Genomic DNA, 24,548 nt, shown 5'->3' with positions numbered 1-24,548 from the left:
TCAGCGGGGTATTTCTTCCATCTGATATGCTTCAAGCACATCACCTTCTTTAATATCATTAAATCTTTCTATGCCAATTCCACATTCAAATCCAGACTGTACTTCTTTTACATCGTCTTTAAACCTCTTCAGAGAAGATATCTTTCCTTCGAAAATCACTATGCCATCTCTTACAACTCTTATATTTGCATTTCGAATTATTTTTCCCTCTATAACGTAACATCCTGCCACATTTCCTACATTAGGAACTCTAAATACAGCTCTAACTTCAGCTTTGCCTAACTCTTTCTCCCTGAATTCTGGCTCTAGCATACCTTTCATTGCTGCTTTTAAATCATCTATAGCGTCATAAATTATTCTATAGAGCCTTATATCGACTTTTTCTTTTTCAGCCAGAGATTTAGCTTTACTGTCAGGTCTTACATTGAAACCTATTATTATAGCATTAGAAGCAGAAGCAAACATAACATCTGTTTCAGTAATAGCTCCTACTGCTCCATGAATAACTCTAAGTCTTACATCATCATTGCTTAATTGCTCAATAGAATTTTTTAAGGCCTCCACAGAACCCTGAACATCAGCTTTTAGAATAATATTAAGTTCTTTGACATTACCCTCTTTTATTTGATTAAACAATTCATCAAGTGATATTTTTTGCTTTTGCATTATTTCTTCTTCTCTGTACTTTTCTTTGCGTTTTTCTGCAATTGACCGAGCTTTTTTCTCATCATCCAATACTACTAGTATGTCACCTGCTTTTGGAACATCTGATAAACCCAAAACCTCAACAGGAATTGACGGTGTTGCTTTTTTTACTTTTCTCCCTTTATCATCAAACATGGCTCTTACTTTGCCATAAGCTGTTCCAGCGATTATTACATCTCCTGTCTTAAGGGTTCCTTTTTGGACTAAAACTGTAGCAATAGGACCTCTATTTTTATCAAGTTGTGCTTCTATTATAGTCCCTCTAGCTGGCCTATTTGGATTAGCTTTTAACTCTAACATTTCCGCTTCTAATAATATCATTTCCAATAAATCGTCAAGTCCTATATTTTTCTGTGCTGAAACATTGACACAGATTGTATTGCCACCCCAATCTTCAGGTACTAAGCCATGTTCAACTAATTCTTGTTTTACTCTGTCTGGATTTGCATTCGGTTTGTCTATTTTGTTTATTGCAACAATTATAGGAACATTAGCAGCTTTTGCATGATTGATTGCTTCTATCGTTTGAGGCATTACACCATCATCTGCAGCAACAACTAGCACTGCAATATCTGTAACACTAGCGCCTCTTGCTCTCATTGCTGTAAATGCTTCATGTCCAGGTGTATCTAAAAACACAACTTTTTTTCCATTTATTTCTACTACAGATGCACCAATATGCTGCGTTATTCCACCTGCCTCACGCTGAGTAACATTTGTTTTCCTGATCGCATCCAATAAAGAGGTTTTTCCATGATCTACATGTCCCATAACTGTTATAACAGGTGGTCTAGGAAGTAGATCTTTTTCATCGTCTTCTTTATCTATAATCTCAAGATTATCTTCGTTATCTTCTTTTTTTTCTAGTAAAAAGCCATATTCTTCAGCAATTTGTGATGCATTTTCGTAATCTATTTGTTGATTTATTGTCACCATTATTCCTCTTGATATTAATTTTTTAATGATGTCTGATGGGTTTATTTTCATTTTTTCAGATAGCTCTTTAACAGTAATAAAGGCAGGTATTGATATTATCTTAACCGTATCATTCTGCTGTACATTCATGTTACTTTCTTTAGCTTTTTTGCTATCAGATTTCTTCTGTTTCTTTGTAGATTTTTTTGAAGGTTTTTCATTGATTTCTTCATATTCATCTAATAAATCATCTGTTTCTGTTTCTTCCTTTTCGGTTAACAAATCTATTACTAAACTTACTTCATCGTCTTCTAAAGTACTCATATGGTTTTTTACATTAATGTCTAAGTCATTAAGCTTTGATATCAATTCTTTACTAGTTAATTTTAATTCTTTCGCTAATTCATAAACTCTAGTTTTTGACATTTTATTCACCTCCATTAGTTAGAACCTCCTCTGCTTCAATTATTAATTTGTTGGATAGATTAACATCTGTAATGCCAATTACTGCTGTATCACCTTTCCCTATACTTTTCCCTATATCTTCTTTATTTCCTACTATTAAATAGGGAATATTCTTGCTATTACATAAATTTATAAATTTTTTCTTTGTGTTATCGGAAGCATCTGCAGATATTACAACTAAACAAACCTTTAAATTGACAACACCTTTTTCAACTCCAAAACTTCCAGCTAATAACTTGCCAGCCTTTCTGCACAATCCCAACATTGAATAAAATTTATTCATTTGAAACCTCTTTTCTCATTTGCTCAATAATATCTTCAGTCAGCGAAGTTTCTAATGCTCTTTCTATTTTTTTTGACTTTAAAGCCTTTTCAAGACAATCAATGTTTTTACATATATAGCAACCTCTTCCTGACATCTTTCCTGTAAGATCAACTTGGATATCATTGCTATGAGCTTTTTTGACTATTCTCAATAGTTCTTTTTTTGGTTTCATCTCTTGACAACCAAGGCACATTCGCATAGGAATTTTTTTTGCCTTCATATTCACCACCCCGACATTAAGATTTGGACGCAGATTCACTTGTTATATCAATTTTCCATCCTGTTAATTTAGCAGCCAGTCTTACATTCTGTCCCTCTTTGCCAATCGCAAGAGAAAGCTGATAATCGGGAACAACAACTCTGGCTATTTTTTCTTTTTCATCAATATCTATACTTAAAACTTTTGCCGGACTCAAAGCATTAGTCACAAATTCTTGTGGTTTTGAGCTCCACTTTACAATATCTATTTTTTCACCTTTCAACTCATTTACAACCGCTTGTACCCTAGCACCTTTATATCCAACACAAGAACCCACTGGATCTACATTCTCATCTTTCGTGTATACAGCCATTTTGGTTCTTGAACCTGGTTCTCTTGATATACTGCGTATTTCCACAATTCCTTGCTGTAATTCTGGCACTTCCATTTCAAAAAGTCTTTTTACAAGGCCAGGATGTGAACGAGAAATCAGTATTTGTGGCCCTTTTGTTGTCTTTTTTACTTCGACTATATAAACTTTTATTCTGTCTCCATGATTATAAGTCTCATTTGGTATCTGTTCATTCGGTGTCAATGTCGCTTCGGCTTTCCCTAAATCCACCAGTACGTTTTTTCTTTCAATTCTTTCTACTATTCCAGTTACAATCTCTGATTCTTTACTCAAGAAATCTTCATATACTATGCCACGTTCTGCTTCTCTTATTCTCTGAACAACAACTTGTTTCGCATTTTGAGCTGCTATTCTGCCAAAAGATTTTGGTGTAACTTCGATATCAACGACATCACCAACTTGATATTTTTTACTTAACTTTTGAGCATCTTCTAAACTTATTTCGAGTAAATCATTATAAACATTCTCAACAACAGTTTTTTGTGCATAAACTTTAACATCGCCAGTTTCTCTGTCCATTTTTACTTTTACATTCTGAGCAGTTCCATAATTTTTTTTATATGCTGAAACTAAAGCAGCTTCGATTGCTTCAAACATCGTGTCTTTAGGGATACCTTTATCTTTACAAATTTGATCAAGTGCCTCAATAAATTCACTATTCATTAATCTCCCTCCTTCAATTCAAAATTTAATTACAGGCTTAACTAAACTTATATCTTTAATATCAAACTCTCTTCTTTCACCATTATCTGTTATTACTACTTTGTCATTAATTAATCCCACAAGCTCCCCTTCATACTTTTTCTTTTTATCTATTGGCTGATATAATGAAACTTCAACTAAACTGCCTTTAAATTTATCAAAATCTCTCTGGGTCTTTAATGGTCTATCTATACCAGGTGATGATACTTCAAGTATGTAGCTATTTTCTATTGGATCCACTTCATCAAGCTTTTCACTAAGATACTCACTAATTATTTGACAGTCGTCTAAACTAACTCCCCCATCCTTATCTATATAAACTCTTAAATACCAATTGTTACCTTCCTTTTTGTATTCAACATCAACCAATTCAAAATTGTTTTTCTCTATAGCAGGAGCAACAAGATTTCTTGTCAGCTCTTCAATTTTCGACAATCTAATTACCTCCTTATCTTATATCCTTAATTAATTTTGTGTAAAAAATACAATTATATAATACGAAAGAGTGGGAAATCCCACTCTTAAGTTTAATTTCTATTTTGCCATAACAATTATAACATACACAAATAACCAATGCAACATTAAAATAAACTTAATTGATTTGACTCAGGAATATCTTGCAAACATCCGTGCTGTTTTAAAATCTCTATTACCGTCTTGCTGATTCTGGTTCTGTTTCTTAAATCTTCTATAGACAGGAATTTACCATTTTTTCTTTCTTCTGCTATTATTTTTGCAGCCTGTTTCCCAATTCCCTCTAAAGAATTCAATGGAGGTAATATACCATCTTTAGTAATAAGAAATTTAATTGCATCAGATTTATACAAATCTACATCAGTAAATTTTAGACCTCTTAAATACATTTCTAATCCAACTTCTAGTATTGTCAATAGTCCTTTTTCTTTAGCTGTAGCATTATTACCTTTTGATTCAATCAATCTTATGTTCTCTTTTATCTTTTCTATAGAATTCATTATGTCTATGTTAAACTCATCCGCTCTGACAGTAAAATATGTTGCATAAAACGCCTCTGGATAATGTACTTTAAAATAAGCAATTCTAAACGCCATAATTACATATGCAACAGCATGTGCTTTAGGAAACATATATTTAATTTTTTTACAAGATTGAATAAACCAATCTGGAACATCATGTTTTTTCATCTCTTCAATTTCTTCATCTTTTATGCCTTTTCCTTTTCGAACGCTTTCCATTATTTTAAATGACAATTTTTTATCCATTCCTTTGCTGATAAGAAACAACATTATGTCATCTCTCGTAGAGATTACTTCTTTAAGGGTTGCCTTACCTTCTTTTATAATGTCCTGTGCATTATTTAGCCATACGTCAGTGCCATGTGAAAGACCACTAATTCTGACAAGCTCAGCAAATGTTGTAGGTTTAGTATCTACAAGCATTTGCCTTACAAATCTGGTACCAAATTCAGGCAGACCCAAAGTGCCAACTGTGCAATTTATATCTTCTGGCTTAATATTAAGCGCGTCAACACTTGTAAATAAACTCATCGTTTCTTTATCATCTAATGGTATTTCTCTTGCATTAACGCCTGTCAAGTCCTCCAACATTCTAATTACCGTCGGATCATCATGACCTAATATGTCGAGTTTTAACAATCTTCCGCTTATAGAATGATAATCAAAATGGGTTGTTATTATATCAGAATCTTGTGCATCCGCAGGATGCTGTATTGGTGTAAAATCATAAATATCCCTGTCTTTAGGTACTACCATGACACCTCCAGGATGTTGGCCGGTTGTTCTTTTTGCACCAGTGCAACCCATAACTAATCTTTTAATCTCTGCATTGTGAACTAATAAGTTTTTTTCTTCAAAATACTTTTTTACAAATCCGTAAGCAGTTTTATCGGCTAATGTACCAATAGTACCTGCTCTAAATACGTGTCCTGTGCCAAAGATTTCTTCGGTATATTTATGAGCTATTGGTTGATAATCACCAGAAAAATTGAGATCTATATCAGGTTCCTTATCACCTTCAAAACCGAGAAATACTTCAAATGGTATATCATGGCCATCCTTTTTCATCTTTGTACCACAATTTGGACAATTTTTATCAGGCATGTCCACACCGGAACCATAGCTTCCATCTAAAATGAATTCGGAATATTTACATTTAGGGCATATGTAATGCGGTGGCAATGGGTTAACTTCGGTTATTCCACTCATAGTTGCCACAAATGACGAACCAACAGAGCCCCTCGAACCAACTAAGTAACCATCATTTAAAGATTTTGTAACTAATTTTTGTGCAATAATATACATCACAGCATAGCCATTATTTATGATAGAGTTTAATTCCTTGTCTAACCTCTTTTCCACTATTTCTGGCAACTTTTCACCATATATTTCATGTGCTTTATTAAGTGTCAGCTTTCTTAATTCTTCTTCTGCACCTTCTATTGACGGAGGAAAAGTACCATCAGGAATTGGTTTAACATCTTCTATCAATTCTACTATTTTATTAGGATTGTCAATAACTATTTCTTTAGCAATTTTTTCATCAAAGTAGTTAAACTCGCTTAACATTTCTTCTGTTGTTCTAAAATACAATGGAGGTTGTCTATCAGCATCTTTAAACCCTTTTCCGTACATAAGTATTTTTCTATACACGTTATCCCATGGTTCTAAAAAATGGACATCACATGTTGCAACAACAGGCTTTTTAAAGCGCTTTCCAAGTTCATAAATGCGTTTATTTATTTTTATCAGTTCTTCTTTGTTTTTTACTTCACCTTTATCGATTAAAAATTCATTATTGCCTAGAGGTTGTATCTCAAGATAATCGTAATACCTAATTATTTCTTGCAATTTGTCGTCATCAAAATTTGATATCAATCCTCTAAAAACTTCCCCTTGTTCACAAGCAGAACCAATTAACAATCCTTCTCTCATTTGTGTCAACAGACTTTTGGGAATTCTTGGATTCCTGTGGAAATAGTCTAAATTAGATTTTGATACTAATTCATATAAATTTCTTAATCCTTTCTGATTTTTTACAAGTATTATTACGTGATATGTAGGCATTTTTTTAATGTCAACTTTATTCTTTAAATAACTATTTATTTCATTTACTTTATATACTCCATTTTCCTTTAGTTTAGCAATACTTTTAAGAAAAATTTCAGCAGTTGCTCTAGCATCATCTACAGCTCTATGATGATTTTCAAGTGAAACTCCAAGATACTGTGCTACTGTGTCAAGTTTGTAATTTTTTAAATTTTCATACATATGTCTGCTTAATTCTAAAGTATCTAAAACAGGATTGTCTACTTCAATTCCAATATTTTTAGCTTTTGTTTTTATAAACGTCACATCAAAATTTGCATTATGAGCAACGAGAGTGGAACCTTTTATAAATTCTAAAAATTTAGGTAAAACTTCTTTGATTGGTGGATATCCATCAACCATATCATCAGTTATTCCAGTTAATTTTGTTATAAATCTTGATATATGAATTTGAGGATTTACAAAAGTTTCAAAAGTATCTACTATTTGGCAATTCTTTATCTTAACAGCACCAATCTCGATAATATTATCATTGATACTTGATAAACCAGTTGTTTCAATATCAAATACAACAAAGCTGTCATCAATAGTTCCAGATACATTTCCACTGACGATTGGAACACCATCATTGACAAGATAGCCCTCTAAACCGTAGATGACTTTGACACCATATTTTTTGGCAGCACTCTGAGCTTCAGGATAAGCTTGTAATACTGCATGATCCGTTATCGCTATAGCCTTGTGCCCCCATTCAGATGCTCTTCTAATCAAAGACTCAGCAGAACTTACACCGTCCATACTGCTCATTTGCGTGTGTACATGCAATTCTACTCTTTTTTCTGGTGAGTTGTCCATTCTCATTATTTTTTCAGCAATTTCAATATCCTTTGCATTTATAATTAAATCTCTTTCGTATTTGTCGTATATGACAGTTCCACGTACCCTAACACAGCTTCCTACACTTAATCTGTCTTTAGTTGCATTATACTTTTCATCACTTAAAAATGCTTTAACTGAAAATGATGACGTGTTATCTGTTATATCAAATCTCATCAAATATTTAGACTTAATTTCGCGATATTCTAATGCAAATATTTCTCCTTGTATTGTTACATCTTCGCCTTCTTGAGATATTTCAGATATTTTTATTGCTTCTGAATTTATCTCTTTGCCAAGTAATACTTTTTTTTCATCATTATTGACATTGCTTGCATCCTCGTGCAAATCTTCAGTTGGAGATGTAATTATATTATTTACAATCATTTCTTCATCTTTTTGTATTTTTTTATTAACCTTACTATTTAATGACTCATCAAAATCCAAAATAAGTTCAACATTTAATCCATAATATTTTTTTATCATTTCACAAATATATATATTGACTTTATTTTTCTTTAAAAAATTATAAGCCACTTCATTTGATGCTTTTATTAAGATCTGTTGATTATTTTTTATACAGATATCGCAAGACTTCATAAAACTCAATGTTCCAGGGTATTTTTCACTTGCCTTTTTTACAATATCCTCCCAATGATCACTCATAATCGAAGAAATATTATTGACATCTGAACCTTTAAATTTAAATTCTATATTTTGTAACTGAGGAATTTTTGATTTAATAGTGGATTTTAAATTTTCTAATTTCGTTATTTCTTTTTCTAAATTAAAAGGTAAATATAATATAAGCTTTTTTTCTTTCAAGGAAAGGCTTATTTTACTTACTTCTATATCGTTTATACCGAGATCTTCTTTTAAAAAAGAAGGCAGCATTTAAATGCACTCCTTACATCCATACCTTTAAAATATCTTTGTACATCCTTAATCTAGCTTTAAAACCTTTAATGAAACCTAGTTTTTCTTCTTTCATAATATGTGTCATATTTTCTAGCTGTACATGCCTTACTCTTAAATGTTTTTCTTTTGCATATTTTGTCAATGCAACTTCTATTCCATACTTTAAAATATCTATATCTTTGTCATTTATAAACTCTATAAATAAATCCTTTTTTAAAGCTCTTTGTCCAGACAAAAAAGGCGCTATTTTTTGTGCTAAATCTGTTCTTTTTCTTCCAGATGAAAATATGCCAACCGTCATGTCACAATTGTTTTCTAAAACAGGTTCCACTAATTTATTAAAGTGCTCTGGAGTAAAACCTATAAGATCCGCATCAAGCAAAACCAAGAAATCCCCACTAGCAGCTTGGATCCCTCTTTTTATCGCAGCACCTTTGCCTAAATTTGTCCTTAAATTTATAAGTTTAACTTCGAAAAGAGAAACTACTTTTTCAGTGTCGTCTGTTGAACCATCATTTACCACAATTATTTCATCTATAATATTGATTTTTTTAAGTACGTTTAAGACATTTTTTATATTTTTCTCCTCATTATACGCAGGTATAATTACAGATATCATTATAATTTCTCCTTCAATATATCGTTAAGTTCCTTAATAAATTCATCAAAAAGCCTATCTTCTGGTACTTTTTTAAGCACTTTTCCGTGTTTAAAAATAAGACCTTCACCTGCCCCACCTGCTATTCCTATATCTGCTTCTTTCGCTTCTCCTGGACCATTAACTGCACACCCCATTACAGCAATTTTCATATCTTCTTTAATGCTGGCAGTCGCATTTTCAACCTTTTTTGCCAAATCAATTAAATTGATTTTTGTTCTTCCACAAGTTGGACACGATATGATTTCTACTCCGCCTTTTGATAATCCCAATGATTTTAATATTTGCTTACCTACTTTTACCTCTTCAAGCGGATTTCCAGTTAATGAAACTCTGATAGTATCTCCAATACCCATATACAACAATGTTCCTATGCCAATTGAAGATTTTATTGTTCCATAACAACCTGTTCCAGCTTCTGTAACACCTACATGAAGCGGATAATTTACTTTCTCTGAAATTAGTTTATACGATTCTATTGTAAGTGGGACATTTGAGGTTTTTAAAGATATCACTATATCATAAAAGCCACACTTTTCTAATAAAGAGACACTTTTAAGAGCACTTTCTACAATTCCTTCTGCTGTTACGCCACCATATTTATTTAAAATATCTTTTTCCAAGGAACCAGAATTTACTCCTACTCTTATAGGAATACCACTATCTTTGGCAGCATCAGCGACTAATTTTAACTTGTCTTCACCACCAATATTTCCTGGATTTATTCTAATTTTATCTGCTCCATTCTTTATTGCCTCAATTGCAAGCCTATAATCAAAGTGAATATCTGCCACAATAGGAATGCTAATTTCCCTTTTTATCCCCTTAATGGCGTTTGCAGCCTCAAAATCAAGCACTGCTACACGTACTATATCACAACCAGCATTTTGCAAATCTCTAATTTGATTGACAGTTTTCTCTATATCTTTTGTATCTGTATTTGTCATTGATTGTAATGCAATTGGATTGTTCCCCCCTATATATATGTTTCCGATCCTTACTTCTTTTGTTTTTTTTCTCATATAATCACCTATTATTTTAAAATATTTATTCTAACCAAATCTTTGTATGTAGCAAAAAGTATAAGCGCAATCAACAATATAAAGCCAATATAGTGGACGAAACCTTCCTTTTCCGGATCGATAGGTTTTCCTCTGATTTTTTCTATCAGCACAAATAAAATCCTACCACCATCTAGCGCGGGAAACGGCAGTAAATTTAATAGTCCCAGATTTACGCTTATAAGCGCAGTAAATGCCATTAAGTTCAGTATACCAGACTTTGCCTCTGTACCAATGGCTTGAACTATGCCAACTGGACCCATCAAATCATTTGTTGAAGCTTTACCCGTTATAAGCATGTACAAGGATAAAATTATCATTTTAGAAAAAAAGATTGCCTGCTTCGTGCCAGTACTAAAAGCTAAAACTAAAGATCTTTTATACTGAGGAACAATTCCTATCATTGGCTTTGAAGCATTTTTATCATAAGTAGGTACAATAGTCTTAGTTAAAATTACGTTATCTCTTTCTATCGTGAGTTTTAATTTGATTCCATTATTTGAATTAATTATATTCTGTAATGTATCCCAATCATTTATTTTTGTATTGTTTACCATTACTATTTTATCACCTGGCATGATTCCGGCTTTTTCTGCGGGATATCCGCTTATGGTAGAACTAACAATCGGCACTGGACTCCCAACTATGTAAAAAACCATAATCAGAATGATAAAAGTCAATAATATATTCATTAAAGGCCCAGCTGCAAAAATTCCTAGCCTTGTGTACCAAGGTTTATTAGTTACAGCTCTTTTATCATTAGATATTTCATCTTCACCTGCTAATGCACAAAAACCACCAAATAACATTATTCTAAATGAATATTCTGTTTCACCATATTTTTTCGAAAAGATCTTTGGTCCAAAGCCAACAGCAAATTCATTAACTTTTGTGCCAGACAATTTTGCGACTATAAAATGTCCAAACTCGTGGATCGTGACTAAAATACTCAATACAATTACACTTACAACAACGTAAAAAAATATCACTTATCTATCACCTCATATACTCACGCTTAATTTTTGCCCTTATTTCATTATCTACTTCTATTATATCATTTAATTCTGGATTAATGATGTTTTTATGATTATTCATATATTTTTCTATTATATAAGGAATATCATTAAAAGAAATTATTTTTTTTAAAAACAATTGAACTGCTACTTCATCTGCCGTATTTAATACAGTTGTCATCGTTCCACCTTCTTTTAATGCGTCATATGCCAGTCGAAGACATCTAAATGTATTAATATCTGGTTTTTCAAAGGACAAATTTCCAATCTTTGTTACATCAAGATAAGAAACACCGTCTATATATTTTCTGTTTGGAAAATTAAGTGCATATTGTATTGGTATTCTCATATCCGGTGTTGCCATTTCTGCAATAATACTACCATCTATAAATTCCACCATTGAATGAATTATACTTTCTTTGTGTACAACAACTTCTATTTTATTCATTGGTATATCAAAAAGCCATTTAGCTTCTATCACCTCAAAGCCTTTATTCATTAGTGTAGCAGAGTCAATGGTAATTTTTTTCCCCATTTTCCAATTAGGGTGCTTTAAAGCTTCCTCAACAGTAACGTATTTTAATTCATTCACCGTTTTACCTCTAAATGGTCCTCCAGATGCAGTGATAATCAATTTATTTACGAACTCTTTTTTACCAGATTGAATACATTGAAATATTGCATTATGCTCACTATCAACAGGGAGTATATTTATATTTTTCTCGCTTACCAGTCTTTTAATTATGTGTCCACCCGTAACTAAGCATTCTTTATTTGCAAGTGCGATGTCATGTCCCGCTTCAATTGCTTTTATAGCGGGCACAAGTGCCGCAATGCCTTCAATAGCTACTACAACAGTTTGAACATCTGGTATAGAAGCTATCTCATTTATTCCATCTTCACCAGAAAGTATCACTGTACTGTCATCAATCATATCCTTCAATTTTTTTGCATATGTCGTGTCTTTCACAGCTACAAATTTCGGTTTAAACTCATCAATTTGTTTCTTCATAAGTTCAATATTATTATAACACGTTAATCCAATAACTCGAAATTCGTTTGACTTTCTTACTACATCAAGAGTTTGCGTTCCAATAGAACCTGTAGAACCCAATATAACTATATTTTTCATGTTATGCTCCTTTCATCTGTAGACATACGTAAAAAAGATATAAATATATGGAGATACAAATAAAATGCTATCGAATCTATCTAAAACACCGCCATGACCAGGAATAATCTTGCTAAAATCTTTTGTATTGCAATTTCGCTTTATCAATGAGGCAAAAAGATCACCTATCTGAGCTACTAGGCTTCCGGTAATGCTTAAAGCAATTATGTAAAAAATATTTATCTGCAATTTTTCTTTAAATAAATATGTAAAAATAAGACAACCTATTAGGGAACCTATTATTCCTCCTATAGAACCTTCGAAAGTTTTATTTGGACTTATATTAGGACATAATTTATTTCTACCAACATGTTTTCCTACAAAATATGCAAAAGTATCTGTTAACCATGATATGATAAATATAAGCCATACCAACAAATACCCATTATTAATGTCTCTTATTTTTCCTATATAAGAAAAGAAAATTATATAGATAACACCTGCCATTGTGATTGAAGTATCCTCTAAATTATATTTTCTCTGCAATATTGGCACAGTAAAAATGATTATGGCTATTAATATAATAACATCCATGGTATTGTAAGAATATCCTAAAACATAAAAAAATAAAATTGCTATATACCCTATATAATTTATTGGTTTTATATTGATATTTTTGAAAACAGTATAAAATTCGTTTAATCCCATAAGGCTTACTGCTGCTAAAAATAGCCTTAGATACCATCCACCTGCTATTAATGCTATAAAAACCAAAGGAAGGCCAATTATTGCACTTGATATCCTTTTTTTTAACATAAATTCAACTCCTTAATTTATATACCGCCAAACCGTCTGTTTCGCTTTTGATAATCAACTATAGCTTCTATGAGGTGATTTTTATCAAAATCAGGCCATAATATATCAGAAAACCATAATTCTGAATATGCAGATTGCCATAACATAAAATTGCTGATTCTCAGTTCACCGCTAGGCCTTATGATTAAATCTGGATCAGGCTGTCCTGCTGTATACAGGTTATCAGCAATAATTTGTTCATCTATATCATTTAATTTTATTTTGCCATCTAGCAATGATTTGCCTATCTTTTTAACAGCGTTGACTATTTCATTTCTTCCACCATAGTTTAAAGCTATGTTTAAAACAAGTCCTTTATTATTTTTTGTTATTTCTTCTGATTCTTTAACCTTGATTTTACATTTCTCAGGTATTTTTGATAAATCGCCAATGAAATTTAATTTTACATCATTTTCATTTAACTCATCTATTTCACGTCCTAAATATTCAATCAACAGATTCATTAATCCATTTACTTCGTCTGCAGGTCTTTTCCAATTTTCTGTTGAAAATGCGTACAATGTTAAATACTTGATTCCAATTTCAGATGATGCCTTAACTACTCTTTTTACTGCTTCCATTCCAGCTCTATGTCCAAGTGTCCTTACAAATCCTCTTCTTTTCGCCCATCTGCCATTGCCATCCATTATTATTGCCACATGCTTTGGAATATTATTCATATCTAATTTCTTTTCCATTTCGTGAGCAGTATTTTTTCTTCGATTTATAATAAAGCTCATTAATTTTCCTCCTTATAATATGGGCAATACCCCCTCATACGAGGGGGTTAGAATTCAGCTACTATAACTGATAATATACCTTCTTCAAATTTAGTTTTTAAAACACGCTTTTGATATCCTTTATAGTGTTTTACAGGTTCAGTTATCACTATTTTATATTTAATATTGTTTTTATCTAAAATTTGTTTAACAGTTTCAATATCATAGCCAATGATATCTATCAAAATTCCATTATCTCCTTTTCTTTTTGCTCCAAAATTTTATCTATTTCTTTTATATATTTATCAGTAAGTTTTTGTACATTTTCTTCCTTTTTTATCTTTTCATCTTCAGATATTTCTCCATTTTTATCCATCTTCTTAATGACATCATTAGCATCTCGTCTAATCTGCCTTACTGCGACTCTCGCTTCTTCTCCTTTTTTATGAACCAGTTTAACAAGCTCTTTTCTTCTTTCCTCTGTTAAATCTGGGAAAACTAATCTGATTATTTTACCATCAGAAGTAGGATTTATATTCAAATCAGATTTTTGAATAGCTTTTTCAATGTCTGAAATTTTTGATGTATCCCATGGTTGTATTACAATGACCTTTGGCTCTGGTGCTGTAATTGTTGCCAACTTGTTTATTGGTGTCATAGTTCCATAGTAATCGATGGAAATCCTGTCTAAAAGCGAAGGATTTGCTCTACCGGCTCTGATTGATACTAACTCGCTTTTTAAAACTGCAATAGACTTTTTCATTTTCTCTTCGGTATTTTTTAGTAATTCATCCATTGTTATCCCTCCTTAACAATTGTTCCTATTTTTTGACCCATTATTACGTTCTTTATATTGCCTGGCACAGTTAAATTAAAAACAATAATTGGTATATTGTTGTCCATGCATAGAGAAGTTGCGGTTGAATCCATCACACCAAGTCCTTTATTCAATACATCAAGATACGACAATTTGTCAAATTTTACTGCATCTTTAAATTTCACAGGATCTTTATCATAAACGCCATCTACTTTTTTTGCAAGGAGAATTACTTCAGCATCTATTTCGGCAGCTCTTAAAGATGCTGTCGTATCTGTAGAGAAGAAAGGATTACCTGTACCTGCTGCAAAAATCACAACTCTTCCCTTTTCAAGATGCCTAATAGCTCTTCTCCTGATATAAGGTTCGGCAATCTGTCTCATTTCAATAGCAGTTTGCACTCTTGTTTCTACACCTCTTCGCTCCAAAGCATCTTGCAAAGCAAGAGAATTGATAACCGTAGCAAGCATACCCATATGATCAGCGGTAGTTCTATCCATACCTATACCTTCTCTACCTCTCCAAATATTACCACCTCCAATCACAATGCCAATTTGAATTCCCATTTCTTTGACTTCTTTTATCTGATCAGCAATTAAATTAACAGTTCCAAAATCGATTCCATAACCTGCACTGCCAGATAAAGCTTCTCCTGATATTTTTAATATTACCCGTTTGTATTTTACAGACATTAGAACACCTCATTTTATTATTCTATAAAAATATTAAAAATCCTTCATAGATCTATTAAAAATAGGACACAACCGTGTCCTATTTTGGTTGCCTATTTAATTTTATTCTTCTTCTTGAGGATTTTCAATACCTTCTCCTCTTTCAAATCTAACAAATCTTCTGATTATTATATTTTCACCAAGTTTAGCAATTAATTCGTTTAATAAATCTTTTACTGTTTTACTATCATCTCTTATATACAGTTGTTCTAATAGGCAATTTTCTTTATAGAATTTTTCCAAACGTCCTTCAATAATTTTGTCAATGACTTGTTGTGGTTTACCTTCATTTAATGACTGAGCTTTTAAAATTTCCCTTTCTTTTTCAATGACTTCTTGTGGTACATCTTCTCTCTTTATGTACTGCGGATTTGCTGCAGCGATTTGCATGCATATTTCTTTTACAAACGACTTGAAATCATCAGTATTTGCAACAAAATCCGTTTCACAATTAATTTCTACGAGAACACCAATTCTACCTCCACCATGAATATATGAGTCGACCAGTCCTTCATTAGCTGTTCTACCAGCCTTTTTTGCAGCTGCTGCTAATCCTCTTTCTCGCAATAAATCAATAGCTTTTTCAATATCTCCATTAGAATCGGTAAGCGCCCTTTTACAATCCATCATACCTGCTCCAGTACGCTCTCTAAGCTCTTTAACCTGTTGTGCAGAAACCATTTTTTTACCTCCATCCTTAATATAATTTATGGTAAGGACAAGAAAATTCCTTACCACAATTAAATTATTCTTCAACAGCAGTTAATTGTTCACCCTGTTTAGCTTCAATTACAGCATCGGCTATCTTTGAAGCTATCAGTTTTACAGCACGAATCGCATCATCATTTCCTGGTATTGGATAATCTACTTCTTCAGGATCACAATTTGTATCAACGATGGCTACTATAGGAATATCAAGATTTTTAGCTTCTGCAATAGCTATTGCTTCTTTTTTAGGATCCACAACAAATAATACTGATGGAATTCCGTTCATATCTTCTATTCCACCTAAATACTTTTGAAGTCTTTCCTTTTCTTTTCTAAGCTTGATAACTTCTTTTTTAGGCAAGACTTCAAAAGTTCCATCTTCTTCCATTTGTTTTAATTCTTTTAGTCTCTCGACTCTGCTTCTAATTGTCTTATAGTTTGTTAGCATACCACCTAGCCATCTTTGATTAACATAATACATTCCACATCTTTCTGCTTCTTCTTTAACTGAATCCTGTGCCTGCTTTTTGGTACCTACAAATAAAACTGTACCATTATTTGAGACAACTTCTTTAATAAAGTCATAAGCTTCCTCAATCTTTTTTACCGTTTTTTGAAGGTCTATTATATATATCCCATTTCTTTCGGTAAAGATATATGGAGCCATTTTAGGATTCCATCTTCTTGTTTGATGACCGAAATGTACGCCTGCTTCTAATAATTGCTTCATTGATATAACTGACATATTTTCACCTCCTGGTTATTCCTCCGTTCGAATCATCTCTTAAAACGACCATTTAGGCACCAGTTTTAAGATCCTTGAACGTGCGTTATCCACACATTAATATATTATATTATGATATAATTGTCAATATATATTTTATATTTTAATATCCATATGGCCTAACAAAAATTTTTTTCTATCTTTTGAGGAGTTTTTTCCATCCATTTTATTTTTATCTTTTTTTGTTGACAATTTATTTGATTCACTGATTTTATTTGTCCTGCTTTTTTTAATCTCATTTTCGTTATTTATCATTTCCATAAATTGTCCTACAAATACATCAGGCCTTTGTATTTCAACTTGTTTTATATTACTTATATCTACCATTTTAGGTATTGCAACCTGTAAATCTATTGGATTTACTGACATTTATCTTACCCCCTTTACCCTATAGGTAAAATATCTATATCTGCACCATTTCTGATAAATACAACATATTTGACAGTGTCCTTAATTTTTTTTGAAACATCATCGATCATTATTTTAGTTCCAGGATAAACCGTATCATGTACTTTAATTATACCATATGATTCTTTATTTTTTTCTGAATTTAATTCTTTATACTCATCATATAAAAGTTTATTTTCTTTTTCTAATTGTAGTAATGATTTTAATGTTTTCTCGTAAATAACTTTTTTATCTTCTGGTATACCTATTTTATTAAGATATAATATTATTTTATTTAATCCGTCAATAGATTTTTCATTTTCCGCAATTTTGCTAATTATTTCTTCTTTCCTTCTTCTTTTTTCAGGAGATTCACCAACTATCAACTCTGTTTGAACATACATCTTTGAACCTACGTTAATTGCTTCGATTTCATTTGCTGCAATTACGATACTGCCTACAATCAAACCTTTATTACCAATTAATTTAACGGAACTGTTGCTTTTGACATTACTATACATTATCGCTTCACTGATAACATCACCTTCAGCTGTTATATCACAGTTTTGCAAATATTTTGAAACAATTTTTCCACCAGAAATTATTTTTGCTTTTCCGCTTCCTTGTACACCTTTATGAATAATGATATTACCTTTTGCTATTATAGTGGAGCTTTCAACGACACCATATATTTCTATATCTCCATCACTTTCAATTTTATAGCCTGAACTTATATTATTATAAATTTTTATGCTTGCAAAAGTTCTAATGTTTCCAGTCGATGCATTAACCTCATTCAATTCAATTAAAGGATTTACATTTACTTTTTGATCTTTTTTAAAAATATGCCCATCAATAGAGGAAAAAAGACAATTATCTTTTATGTACGTGTTTTTTCCCAATGGTAATTTTGCTTCTTTTCCTTTATTTGCTTTAATCACTCTTCCAAATATATTCATTCCATCAATGCCATCTTCAGGTTCTATTTTTTTGGCTATGATCTCATCCTTTTTGATGCTTTTAAAAATCTGCAGCTCTTTGTAATCGACTCTTCCATCATCAAGCACTTTTGGCTCAAAGTTATTAGCAAAGTCAATTAAAAATTCTACATAGCCATCTTTACCACTTACAGGCTTTTTCCCCTGTGCTATTAAATATCGTTCATTTAGATTGGGGGATTTGCATATTTTTTTAATTGTACTGTCAATTATTCCAAAAGTGATATTGTGTGATTTTAATAATTCTAAAAGACTATTTTCATCTAAAGCAATCCCATCATCTGAAATATTTTCTACTAATAAATAAGCCGCCATATTATCAGATGTTATTTCTAGTTTATAAGAATATCTTAAATCACTCACTTAAATGCCCCCAATTTTTTAGAAGATTATATCAAATCATTTAATTTTTCTCTTAGTTTTTTTATAGCTTTAGAATGAATCTGTGATATTCGCGATTCTGTTAAACCCATTATTTTACTGATTTCTTTGTAGTTTAAATCTTCATAATAATATAATGAAATTATTAATCTTTCTTTTTCTTGCAGCATATCTATGGCTTTTGAAATGTTTTGTTTTAAGTCATACATCAAAACCTCATTTTCTGGATTTGTATTTTCACTTTCTGTGAGTGAAGAAACTTTTAAGTTATTTTCAATTACTTCATCCAAAGAACTTATATATCCAGCGTTCATATAGCTTAGCGTCTTTAAAACATCATTTTTTGATAACTTTGTTGCATCCATAATTTCTTCGATTGTTGGCTCTCTTTTGTATTCCTGTTCTAATTGCTCTATTGTTTTTTCAATGCTTTTATATCTCTTTTTTAGGCTTCTTGGGATCCAGTCTTTTTTCCTAAGATAGTCTATTATTTCTCCTTTTATTCTTATTGATGCATATGTTTCGAATTTTACTCCTTTTGATATGTCATATTTATTGACTGCATCAATTAAGCCAATCATACCTTGACTAATAAGATCATCTACATCTTCTTTGCTTATTTCTGACAAACAAATTCTTTTTACTATGTGTTTTACAAGCGGCATATATTTTATAATTATGTCTTCTTTAGAACTACCATCTTTTTCATACTTATCCCATAAATCTTGTTCGAGTAGTGACATCCTTATACATTCCTTTCCTACCCTAAATAAATTTTATTCCATGTCCAATCGTTTTAATTAACAATTTCCCATTTTCTGAATCGAATTCAATGGTTCTACCATAGTTTCCACCTGTGTCTTCGGATATTAATGGTATATTCAAAGAAGCTAAAACATCTTTAGTGGCAATTACGTTGCGGGTACCTATATTCATGATATCTAAATTTGCTTTAGTCGCAAACATTTGGGCACCACCTGCAATTTTGCTGATTATATATCTTTTATCAGCACCTGCTTCTATCATCATATCTATCAGTGCATTGATTCCTGTATCAGCGAATTTTAATTTATTTGAATTGTTTTTACTTTGGGTACTGTATGGCAGCATAATATGTACAAGTCCTGATATTTTAGTCATTTTATCATAGAGAACAATCCCCACGCATGATCCAAGACCCACAGTTATCAATTTGCCTGGGCATTTAGTGATTTTTGCGTCAGCCATGCCTACTCGAAAAGTAAAATTATCCATCTAATTCAACTCCAAGTGCATTAAGTATTTTATCGAAAGATTCTATATCTGGTATGAGAAAGAAGTCACCTTTGATTAGTTTGCTGCCTTCAAAAAACTCTGTTTCAATAAATAAAATTTTGTCTGATAATTCACTGAATTTTATTGCGGGCACACTCAATATGGCACCAGCCATATCAATGCTTATTGCTGGCGGTGATATCTTCATATCTAAGTTTGTTAATGTAGATAGTGATGAAACATAGCTTCCTGCCATTATATTCCCTATCTCTTGTAATGCAGATTTCTCAATATCACTAAATACTTCTCCTACGTTGACACCCATCAAATATTCTATCAAGTAAGAAGCACTTTCAATATCAAGGGAAAATAAAATATTTCCTTTCACACTACCTTCGAGATCAAAATATATACCAACAATGATTGCATCAGCCAATCCAAATATATTTTGAACTTCATTAAAATCCATTAATTTAACTGATGGTATTTTCATATCTATTTTTTTCCCTATAATTGAAGCTAAAGCAGTTATCGCGTTCCCTGAGCCTATATTACCAAGTTCTTTAAGAATGTCGATACACGTTTCATTAAGTTTATCTATATTCATAACTTCACTTCCTGCTGAGTAGTCAGTTTGTCTATATCAAATAGCATTAATATTCTATTGTCAATTTTGCCTATTTTACCGATAAAACTTTCTTTTTTGTACAAATTACTGTTTACATCTATTGAATCGATATTACTGTCGTTAATTTCTACAACTTCATTTGCATTATCTACGATGATTCCAATGATAATATCATTGTTTTTTATTATTACGATTCTTGTATCATCATCAAATTCAACTTCGCTTAATTTTAACAACATTCTAAGGGAAATTACTGGTATTATTTCACCTCTTAAGTTAATGACACCTTTTACGAAAGAAGGCGCCTTTGGAACCCTCGTTATTTTCGTAATTTTCTCAATAGATTGTACTTTGTCTATTTCTATCCCATATTCTTCACTTCCTAATCTTGTTACGACAAACATGCTCATGCTCAACGCCTCCTTTTAAAGTAAATTATTTGAATCTATGATAAGTGCAACTTGTCCATCGCCCAGTATCGTTGCACCGGCAATTATTTTTACATTGCTTAGATATTTCCCCAAAGGCTTTATTACTATTTCCTGCTGTCCGATAAGTTCATCAACACTACATGCTGCAAGATTATCACCTTTTTTTATTATTACACAGATAAAATTATCACTGTCTTCATTTGACTTCAGATCGAGAACATTATGTAATCTTATAAGAGGGATGACCTTACCTCTGTACATAACTACTTCTTTACCCTGCACTAAATGTATTTCATTTTTATTCTTGTTTACAATTTCTGATATTGAGTTTAATGGAAAAGCATATTTTTCATTACCTACCATGACTAACAAAGCTTGAATTATTGCTAAAGTTAATGGCAGTTTTATTATAAATTTTGTGCCTTTGTCTACTTCTGTTTTAACTTCAATAGATCCATTCAAAGATTCTATTTTATTTTTTACTACATCTAGTCCAACTCCTCTACCTGAAATGTCAGATATCGTATCAGATGTGCTAAATCCAGGTTCAAAAAGCAACTTTACCAATTTTTCATTTGATAGTTCTTCAACTTCATCAGCAGATAGCATTCCTTTTTCATAAGCTTTATTTTTTACTTTTTCAAAGTTAATTCCAGAACCATCATCACTCACTTCGATTATTACATTATTGCCTTCATGATATGCTTTTAGATTAATAACACCTGTTTCAGGTTTGCCTTTTTTTACACGGACTTCTGGTGTTTCTATTCCATGATCTATAGAATTCCTCATTAGATGTACAAGTGGATCACCTATTTCATCAATTACGGTACGATCAACTTCTGTATCCTGGCCATACATATTAAGCGTAATTTTTTTATTTAATTCCCTAGATAAATCTCTGACCATACGGGGAAAACGGTTAAACACTCTTTCAACTGGAACCATTCTGACTTTCATTACCGCATCATGAAGGTTTGTCGTTATTCTTTCTAAATATTCAATCGTTGAAATTGTTTCAGGATTTTTTTCATTCGATTCAAGACCTTCAAGGCGAGTTTTAATTATAATCAACTCGCTGACAAGGTTCATTAAATTATCTAACCTCTCAATATCAACTCTAACGCTTTTATTAGTTTTACTATGTTTTATTTGATCAGCTGAGCTTAGATTTGCTGGTTCAAGTTTCTTATTATCTTTGATTTCCTTTGAATACAACAATTCCTCGATATTTATAATTTTTATTTCTGATATTGAAATTAGCTTAGATTTTATATCATCTTTTTCATGTTTGCTGATTAAATGAACTGTAAATCTATCATCAAACTTTTCATCTTCTATATCTTCTACTGAAGGTGTAGAATCAACAATATCTCCTAGATTGTCTAAAGTATTAAATACAATAAAAGCTCTTGCAGACTTCATTACACAATTTTTGTCTATGACCACTTCTATGCTGTAAGTTTTATAGCCTTGAGATGCAGCCTTTTCTATTATGTCTTTTTCATATACATTTATATTGTTGCTGTCTAGAGATTTCGAATTTTCGATATTCGTCGCTGCTACTTCTTCTTCCGAATTATTTGTTTCTAATAATTCAATCAAATTTTCAATGTCATACGAATCGTTTCCACTTTCAGATATAATTCCTGTCATTGAACTTAATGCATCAATACATTTAAATAACCCATCCATGAGATTGCTGGTAACTTTTATGGAATTGCTTCTTATTTCTTGCAAAACATCTTCCATTTTGTGTGTCAATCTAGTCATGTTTTCAAAGCCCATTGTAGCAGCCATTCCTTTAAGTGTATGAGCAGATCTAAATATTTCATCAATAATATGTGAATCTTCTGGATTTTTTTCAAGTTGAAGAAGATTTTCATTTAAACTTTCAATATGTTCTTCAGATTCTTCCAAAAATATCTCTAAGTATTGATTTGTATCCATTTCTTTTCCTCCTTTTCGTTTTTATAAATTTATTTGTCGTCTTTTTAACTTTCTTTGTTCTTTAAAAATAAATGATATTATCTTTTCTCTTAATCTATCTTCTATATCGGCATATTTTACAGCTATTTCATACCCATCTTCAAAAAAAATACATCTAATAACTTTACATTTTTGCACGATTTCTTCAAACTCATCGTCTAAATTTAAGAAACAAATTATTTCAGTTCCAACTTCTATTTTTTTCTTGACTTTTGCCCGAAAGCCTCCTCCGCTAATATCTTTTATGACTCCCTTTTCCATTATTTCACTGTCTTCAGACACCATATATTTAAATTCCATTATCTTCTCTAATCTAAAGAATTGCCTTCTTTGCAACTTCTCAATATCAGTTATTCTTTTTAATTGTATAAACGAAATATTACCTAAAAATCTATTTATTACAATGCCATCAAATGTATATACACCGTTTTTATTAAAAAAAGTAATGCTCAATTTTGCGCCGATCCTTACTGGAACAAAGTGTCCATTGTGTATTGGAGCCTCAATCAATAGAGTACCATCAGCCGAGATATCATCAATTTTCGATGTATATTTGTTATTACTTTTGCCTATACTTATTTCAATCTTTTGCCCTGGTTTTATGTTCTCCATTGTAAATACCTCCGCTATTTAAAAGCATTTTTTTAAATATTCCGAGAAGACCTTCTTTCTTTTTAGTGCTTTTATGATTTGTGAGGCTTTCTGCAATTCTTGTGATATCTTTTGAAGGCTTGCTTGATTGGTACTTCAAAATTATAGGATTTTGCGCTTTTATGCACTCACTTATTCTCGCATCCTCATGAATGTAGCCTAAATCGTTAATTGTAGTACCTAAAAAGTTTATCAGTGCATTATTTAACCTTTCATAAACAGATACATATTCGCTTTGATTTGTAACTTTATTAACTATTAAATATAGATTTTTATCGCTTAATTCTTGTATTGATTTTATTAAAATATAAGCATCCATTATGGCAGTCGGTTCCGGCGTAGTAACAACAACTACATCGTCTGACATATCGATAAAACTTTTAACTGTTTTATTGATTCCCGCACCAGTATCGACAATTACATAATCAAAGTAATTATCAAGGATATTGATATTGTTGAAAAAAACATTCAAATCAATATCGCCATTTATAAGGTCAAAGTTTCCACCCGTTGATATAAATTTTACTCCAATTGGACCATCATTAATAACATCTATTATTTTTTTGTTACCATATAATACATCGTACAAAGTAAATTTAGATATAACGCCTAATTCTATCTCTGCATTTGAAAAACCTATGTCTGCATCAATAATTAACACATTATATCCAAGCTTTCTCAATGCTATAGACAAATTGACTGATATACAAGTTTTACCTGTTCCACCTTTGCCACCGGTTACAGTTATTACTCTACATCTTTTCATATTGTTTTGTTGGAATAAATATCTTAGCCTATCAGCTTGATCCAT

The 24,548-nt window shown here is 31.5% G+C and carries 26 protein-coding genes; all 26 read right to left on the bottom strand.

The window, feature by feature from the left end:
- Entirely contained in the window at window positions 1-2,061 is a 2,061-nt protein-coding gene (gene infB, locus Q2T46_RS00615) for a translation initiation factor IF-2 (protein WP_303264702.1), read from the bottom strand.
- Window positions 2,048-2,368 carry a ribosomal L7Ae/L30e/S12e/Gadd45 family protein gene (locus Q2T46_RS00610; protein WP_303264703.1) on the bottom strand — a complete coding sequence of 107 codons (321 nt, stop codon included), beginning with the start codon at window positions 2,366-2,368 and terminating at the stop codon, window positions 2,048-2,050. The genes infB and Q2T46_RS00610 overlap by 14 nt, the downstream gene beginning before the upstream one ends.
- Entirely contained in the window at window positions 2,361-2,630 is a 270-nt protein-coding gene (rnpM, locus tag Q2T46_RS00605) for an RNase P modulator RnpM (RefSeq protein ID WP_013297892.1), read from the bottom strand. The genes Q2T46_RS00610 and rnpM overlap by 8 nt, the downstream gene beginning before the upstream one ends.
- A 16-nt stretch (window positions 2,631-2,646) precedes the next feature.
- Entirely contained in the window at window positions 2,647-3,684 is a 1,038-nt protein-coding gene (gene nusA, locus Q2T46_RS00600; protein WP_303264704.1) for a transcription termination factor NusA, read from the bottom strand.
- 18 nt (window positions 3,685-3,702) lie between these two features.
- Window positions 3,703-4,158: a ribosome maturation factor RimP gene (rimP, locus tag Q2T46_RS00595; RefSeq protein WP_303264705.1), complete on the bottom strand. Its 456-nt coding sequence runs from the start codon at window positions 4,156-4,158 to the stop codon at window positions 3,703-3,705.
- Window positions 4,159-4,304: 146 nt separating this feature from the next.
- Window positions 4,305-8,537: a PolC-type DNA polymerase III gene (locus tag Q2T46_RS00590; protein WP_303264706.1), complete on the bottom strand. Its 4,233-nt coding sequence runs from the start codon at window positions 8,535-8,537 to the stop codon at window positions 4,305-4,307.
- A 13-nt stretch (window positions 8,538-8,550) separates the two neighbouring features.
- A complete protein-coding gene (locus tag Q2T46_RS00585; RefSeq protein ID WP_303264707.1) occupies window positions 8,551-9,180 on the bottom strand; it encodes a glycosyltransferase family 2 protein in 630 nt (209 codons plus the stop codon).
- Window positions 9,180-10,241, bottom strand: a complete 1,062-nt coding sequence (gene ispG, locus Q2T46_RS00580; RefSeq protein ID WP_303264708.1) for a flavodoxin-dependent (E)-4-hydroxy-3-methylbut-2-enyl-diphosphate synthase — start codon at window positions 10,239-10,241, stop codon at window positions 9,180-9,182. The genes Q2T46_RS00585 and ispG overlap by 1 nt, the downstream gene beginning before the upstream one ends.
- A gap of 11 nt (window positions 10,242-10,252) precedes the next feature.
- Entirely contained in the window at window positions 10,253-11,269 is a 1,017-nt protein-coding gene (gene rseP, locus Q2T46_RS00575; RefSeq protein WP_303264709.1) for an RIP metalloprotease RseP, read from the bottom strand.
- A 7-nt stretch (window positions 11,270-11,276) separates the two neighbouring features.
- Window positions 11,277-12,425: a 1-deoxy-D-xylulose-5-phosphate reductoisomerase gene (gene dxr / locus Q2T46_RS00570; protein ID WP_303264710.1), complete on the bottom strand. Its 1,149-nt coding sequence runs from the start codon at window positions 12,423-12,425 to the stop codon at window positions 11,277-11,279.
- A 12-nt stretch (window positions 12,426-12,437) separates the two neighbouring features.
- Window positions 12,438-13,220 (bottom strand): phosphatidate cytidylyltransferase, encoded by a 783-nt coding sequence (locus Q2T46_RS00565; protein WP_303264711.1) that lies wholly within the window; start codon window positions 13,218-13,220, stop codon window positions 12,438-12,440.
- A 17-nt stretch (window positions 13,221-13,237) separates the two neighbouring features.
- Window positions 13,238-13,999 (bottom strand): isoprenyl transferase, encoded by a 762-nt coding sequence (locus Q2T46_RS00560; RefSeq protein ID WP_303264712.1) that lies wholly within the window; start codon window positions 13,997-13,999, stop codon window positions 13,238-13,240.
- A gap of 47 nt (window positions 14,000-14,046) precedes the next feature.
- A complete protein-coding gene (locus Q2T46_RS00555) occupies window positions 14,047-14,223 on the bottom strand; it encodes a hypothetical protein (RefSeq protein WP_303264713.1) in 177 nt (58 codons plus the stop codon).
- On the bottom strand, window positions 14,220-14,774 hold the full coding sequence (gene frr / locus Q2T46_RS00550; protein ID WP_303264714.1) for a ribosome recycling factor: 555 nt from the start codon (window positions 14,772-14,774) through the stop codon (window positions 14,220-14,222). The genes Q2T46_RS00555 and frr overlap by 4 nt, the downstream gene beginning before the upstream one ends.
- A 2-nt stretch (window positions 14,775-14,776) precedes the next feature.
- Window positions 14,777-15,487, bottom strand: a complete 711-nt coding sequence (gene pyrH, locus Q2T46_RS00545) for a UMP kinase (protein WP_303264715.1) — start codon at window positions 15,485-15,487, stop codon at window positions 14,777-14,779.
- 102 nt (window positions 15,488-15,589) lie between these two features.
- Window positions 15,590-16,207, bottom strand: a complete 618-nt coding sequence (gene tsf / locus Q2T46_RS00540) for a translation elongation factor Ts (RefSeq protein WP_303264716.1) — start codon at window positions 16,205-16,207, stop codon at window positions 15,590-15,592.
- Window positions 16,208-16,271: 64 nt separating this feature from the next.
- On the bottom strand, window positions 16,272-16,979 hold the full coding sequence (gene rpsB, locus Q2T46_RS00535; protein WP_209454828.1) for a 30S ribosomal protein S2: 708 nt from the start codon (window positions 16,977-16,979) through the stop codon (window positions 16,272-16,274).
- A 135-nt stretch (window positions 16,980-17,114) separates the two neighbouring features.
- Entirely contained in the window at window positions 17,115-17,387 is a 273-nt protein-coding gene (locus Q2T46_RS00530) for a hypothetical protein (protein ID WP_303264717.1), read from the bottom strand.
- A 14-nt stretch (window positions 17,388-17,401) separates the two neighbouring features.
- Complete coding sequence (locus Q2T46_RS00525; RefSeq protein WP_303264718.1) at window positions 17,402-18,766, bottom strand: DUF342 domain-containing protein; 1,365 nt, start codon at window positions 18,764-18,766, stop codon at window positions 17,402-17,404.
- 26 nt (window positions 18,767-18,792) lie between these two features.
- On the bottom strand, window positions 18,793-19,527 hold the full coding sequence (locus Q2T46_RS00520; RefSeq protein WP_303264719.1) for a sigma-70 family RNA polymerase sigma factor: 735 nt from the start codon (window positions 19,525-19,527) through the stop codon (window positions 18,793-18,795).
- Window positions 19,528-19,549: 22 nt separating this feature from the next.
- The gene (locus tag Q2T46_RS00515; protein WP_303264720.1) at window positions 19,550-20,038 is read right to left on the bottom strand and encodes a chemotaxis protein CheD; all 489 of its coding nucleotides are present in this window, start codon (window positions 20,036-20,038) and stop codon (window positions 19,550-19,552) included.
- Window positions 20,031-20,645 carry a chemotaxis protein CheC gene (locus Q2T46_RS00510; RefSeq protein WP_303264721.1) on the bottom strand — a complete coding sequence of 205 codons (615 nt, stop codon included), beginning with the start codon at window positions 20,643-20,645 and terminating at the stop codon, window positions 20,031-20,033. Before Q2T46_RS00510 ends, Q2T46_RS00515 begins: the two co-directional genes overlap by 8 nt.
- Window positions 20,642-21,076 carry a chemotaxis protein CheW gene (locus tag Q2T46_RS00505; RefSeq protein WP_303264722.1) on the bottom strand — a complete coding sequence of 145 codons (435 nt, stop codon included), beginning with the start codon at window positions 21,074-21,076 and terminating at the stop codon, window positions 20,642-20,644. Before Q2T46_RS00505 ends, Q2T46_RS00510 begins: the two co-directional genes overlap by 4 nt.
- A gap of 15 nt (window positions 21,077-21,091) precedes the next feature.
- Entirely contained in the window at window positions 21,092-23,047 is a 1,956-nt protein-coding gene (locus tag Q2T46_RS00500; RefSeq protein WP_303264723.1) for a chemotaxis protein CheA, read from the bottom strand.
- Between the two features lie 21 nt (window positions 23,048-23,068).
- Window positions 23,069-23,698, bottom strand: coding sequence for a flagellar brake protein (locus Q2T46_RS00495; protein ID WP_303264724.1), 630 nt, complete (start codon window positions 23,696-23,698; stop codon window positions 23,069-23,071).
- Window positions 23,667-24,548 carry an AAA family ATPase gene (locus tag Q2T46_RS00490; RefSeq protein ID WP_303264725.1) on the bottom strand — a complete coding sequence of 294 codons (882 nt, stop codon included), beginning with the start codon at window positions 24,546-24,548 and terminating at the stop codon, window positions 23,667-23,669. The genes Q2T46_RS00495 and Q2T46_RS00490 overlap by 32 nt, the downstream gene beginning before the upstream one ends.

Origin of the sequence: Thermoanaerobacterium sp. CMT5567-10 (assembly GCF_030534315.2) — a bacterium.
GTDB lineage: Bacteria > Bacillota > Thermoanaerobacteria > Thermoanaerobacterales > Thermoanaerobacteraceae > Thermoanaerobacterium.
The sequence above is the reverse complement of the archived record's forward strand: the minus strand, read 5'-3'. Positions and strand labels throughout refer to the sequence as shown.

Coding starts and splice junctions, on each gene's coding strand:
- Q2T46_RS00590 (WP_303264706.1), bottom strand. CDS start 8,537: ATGCTGCCTTCTTTTTTAAAAGAAGATCTCGGTATAAACGATATAGAA.
- Q2T46_RS00565 (WP_303264711.1), bottom strand. CDS start 13,220: ATGTTAAAAAAAAGGATATCAAGTGCAATAATTGGCCTTCCTTTGGTT.
- Q2T46_RS00520 (WP_303264719.1), bottom strand. CDS start 19,527: ATGTCACTACTCGAACAAGATTTATGGGATAAGTATGAAAAAGATGGT.
- Q2T46_RS00585 (WP_303264707.1), bottom strand. CDS start 9,180: ATGATATCTGTAATTATACCTGCGTATAATGAGGAGAAAAATATAAAA.
- Q2T46_RS00505 (WP_303264722.1), bottom strand. CDS start 21,076: ATGAGCATGTTTGTCGTAACAAGATTAGGAAGTGAAGAATATGGGATA.
- tsf (WP_303264716.1), bottom strand. CDS start 16,207: ATGGTTTCTGCACAACAGGTTAAAGAGCTTAGAGAGCGTACTGGAGCA.
- Q2T46_RS00510 (WP_303264721.1), bottom strand. CDS start 20,645: ATGAATATAGATAAACTTAATGAAACGTGTATCGACATTCTTAAAGAA.
- infB (WP_303264702.1), bottom strand. CDS start 2,061: ATGGAGGTGAATAAAATGTCAAAAACTAGAGTTTATGAATTAGCGAAA.
- ispG (WP_303264708.1), bottom strand. CDS start 10,241: ATGAGAAAAAAAACAAAAGAAGTAAGGATCGGAAACATATATATAGGG.
- rnpM (WP_013297892.1), bottom strand. CDS start 2,630: ATGAAGGCAAAAAAAATTCCTATGCGAATGTGCCTTGGTTGTCAAGAG.
- Q2T46_RS00490 (WP_303264725.1), bottom strand. CDS start 24,548: ATGGATCAAGCTGATAGGCTAAGATATTTATTCCAACAAAACAATATG.
- Q2T46_RS00610 (WP_303264703.1), bottom strand. CDS start 2,368: ATGAATAAATTTTATTCAATGTTGGGATTGTGCAGAAAGGCTGGCAAG.
- rpsB (WP_209454828.1), bottom strand. CDS start 16,979: ATGTCAGTTATATCAATGAAGCAATTATTAGAAGCAGGCGTACATTTC.
- Q2T46_RS00560 (WP_303264712.1), bottom strand. CDS start 13,999: ATGAGCTTTATTATAAATCGAAGAAAAAATACTGCTCACGAAATGGAA.
- nusA (WP_303264704.1), bottom strand. CDS start 3,684: ATGAATAGTGAATTTATTGAGGCACTTGATCAAATTTGTAAAGATAAA.
- frr (WP_303264714.1), bottom strand. CDS start 14,774: ATGGATGAATTACTAAAAAATACCGAAGAGAAAATGAAAAAGTCTATT.
- pyrH (WP_303264715.1), bottom strand. CDS start 15,487: ATGTCTGTAAAATACAAACGGGTAATATTAAAAATATCAGGAGAAGCT.
- Q2T46_RS00530 (WP_303264717.1), bottom strand. CDS start 17,387: ATGTCAGTAAATCCAATAGATTTACAGGTTGCAATACCTAAAATGGTA.
- Q2T46_RS00495 (WP_303264724.1), bottom strand. CDS start 23,698: ATGGAGAACATAAAACCAGGGCAAAAGATTGAAATAAGTATAGGCAAA.
- dxr (WP_303264710.1), bottom strand. CDS start 12,425: ATGAAAAATATAGTTATATTGGGTTCTACAGGTTCTATTGGAACGCAA.
- Q2T46_RS00500 (WP_303264723.1), bottom strand. CDS start 23,047: ATGGATACAAATCAATACTTAGAGATATTTTTGGAAGAATCTGAAGAA.
- Q2T46_RS00515 (WP_303264720.1), bottom strand. CDS start 20,038: ATGGATAATTTTACTTTTCGAGTAGGCATGGCTGACGCAAAAATCACT.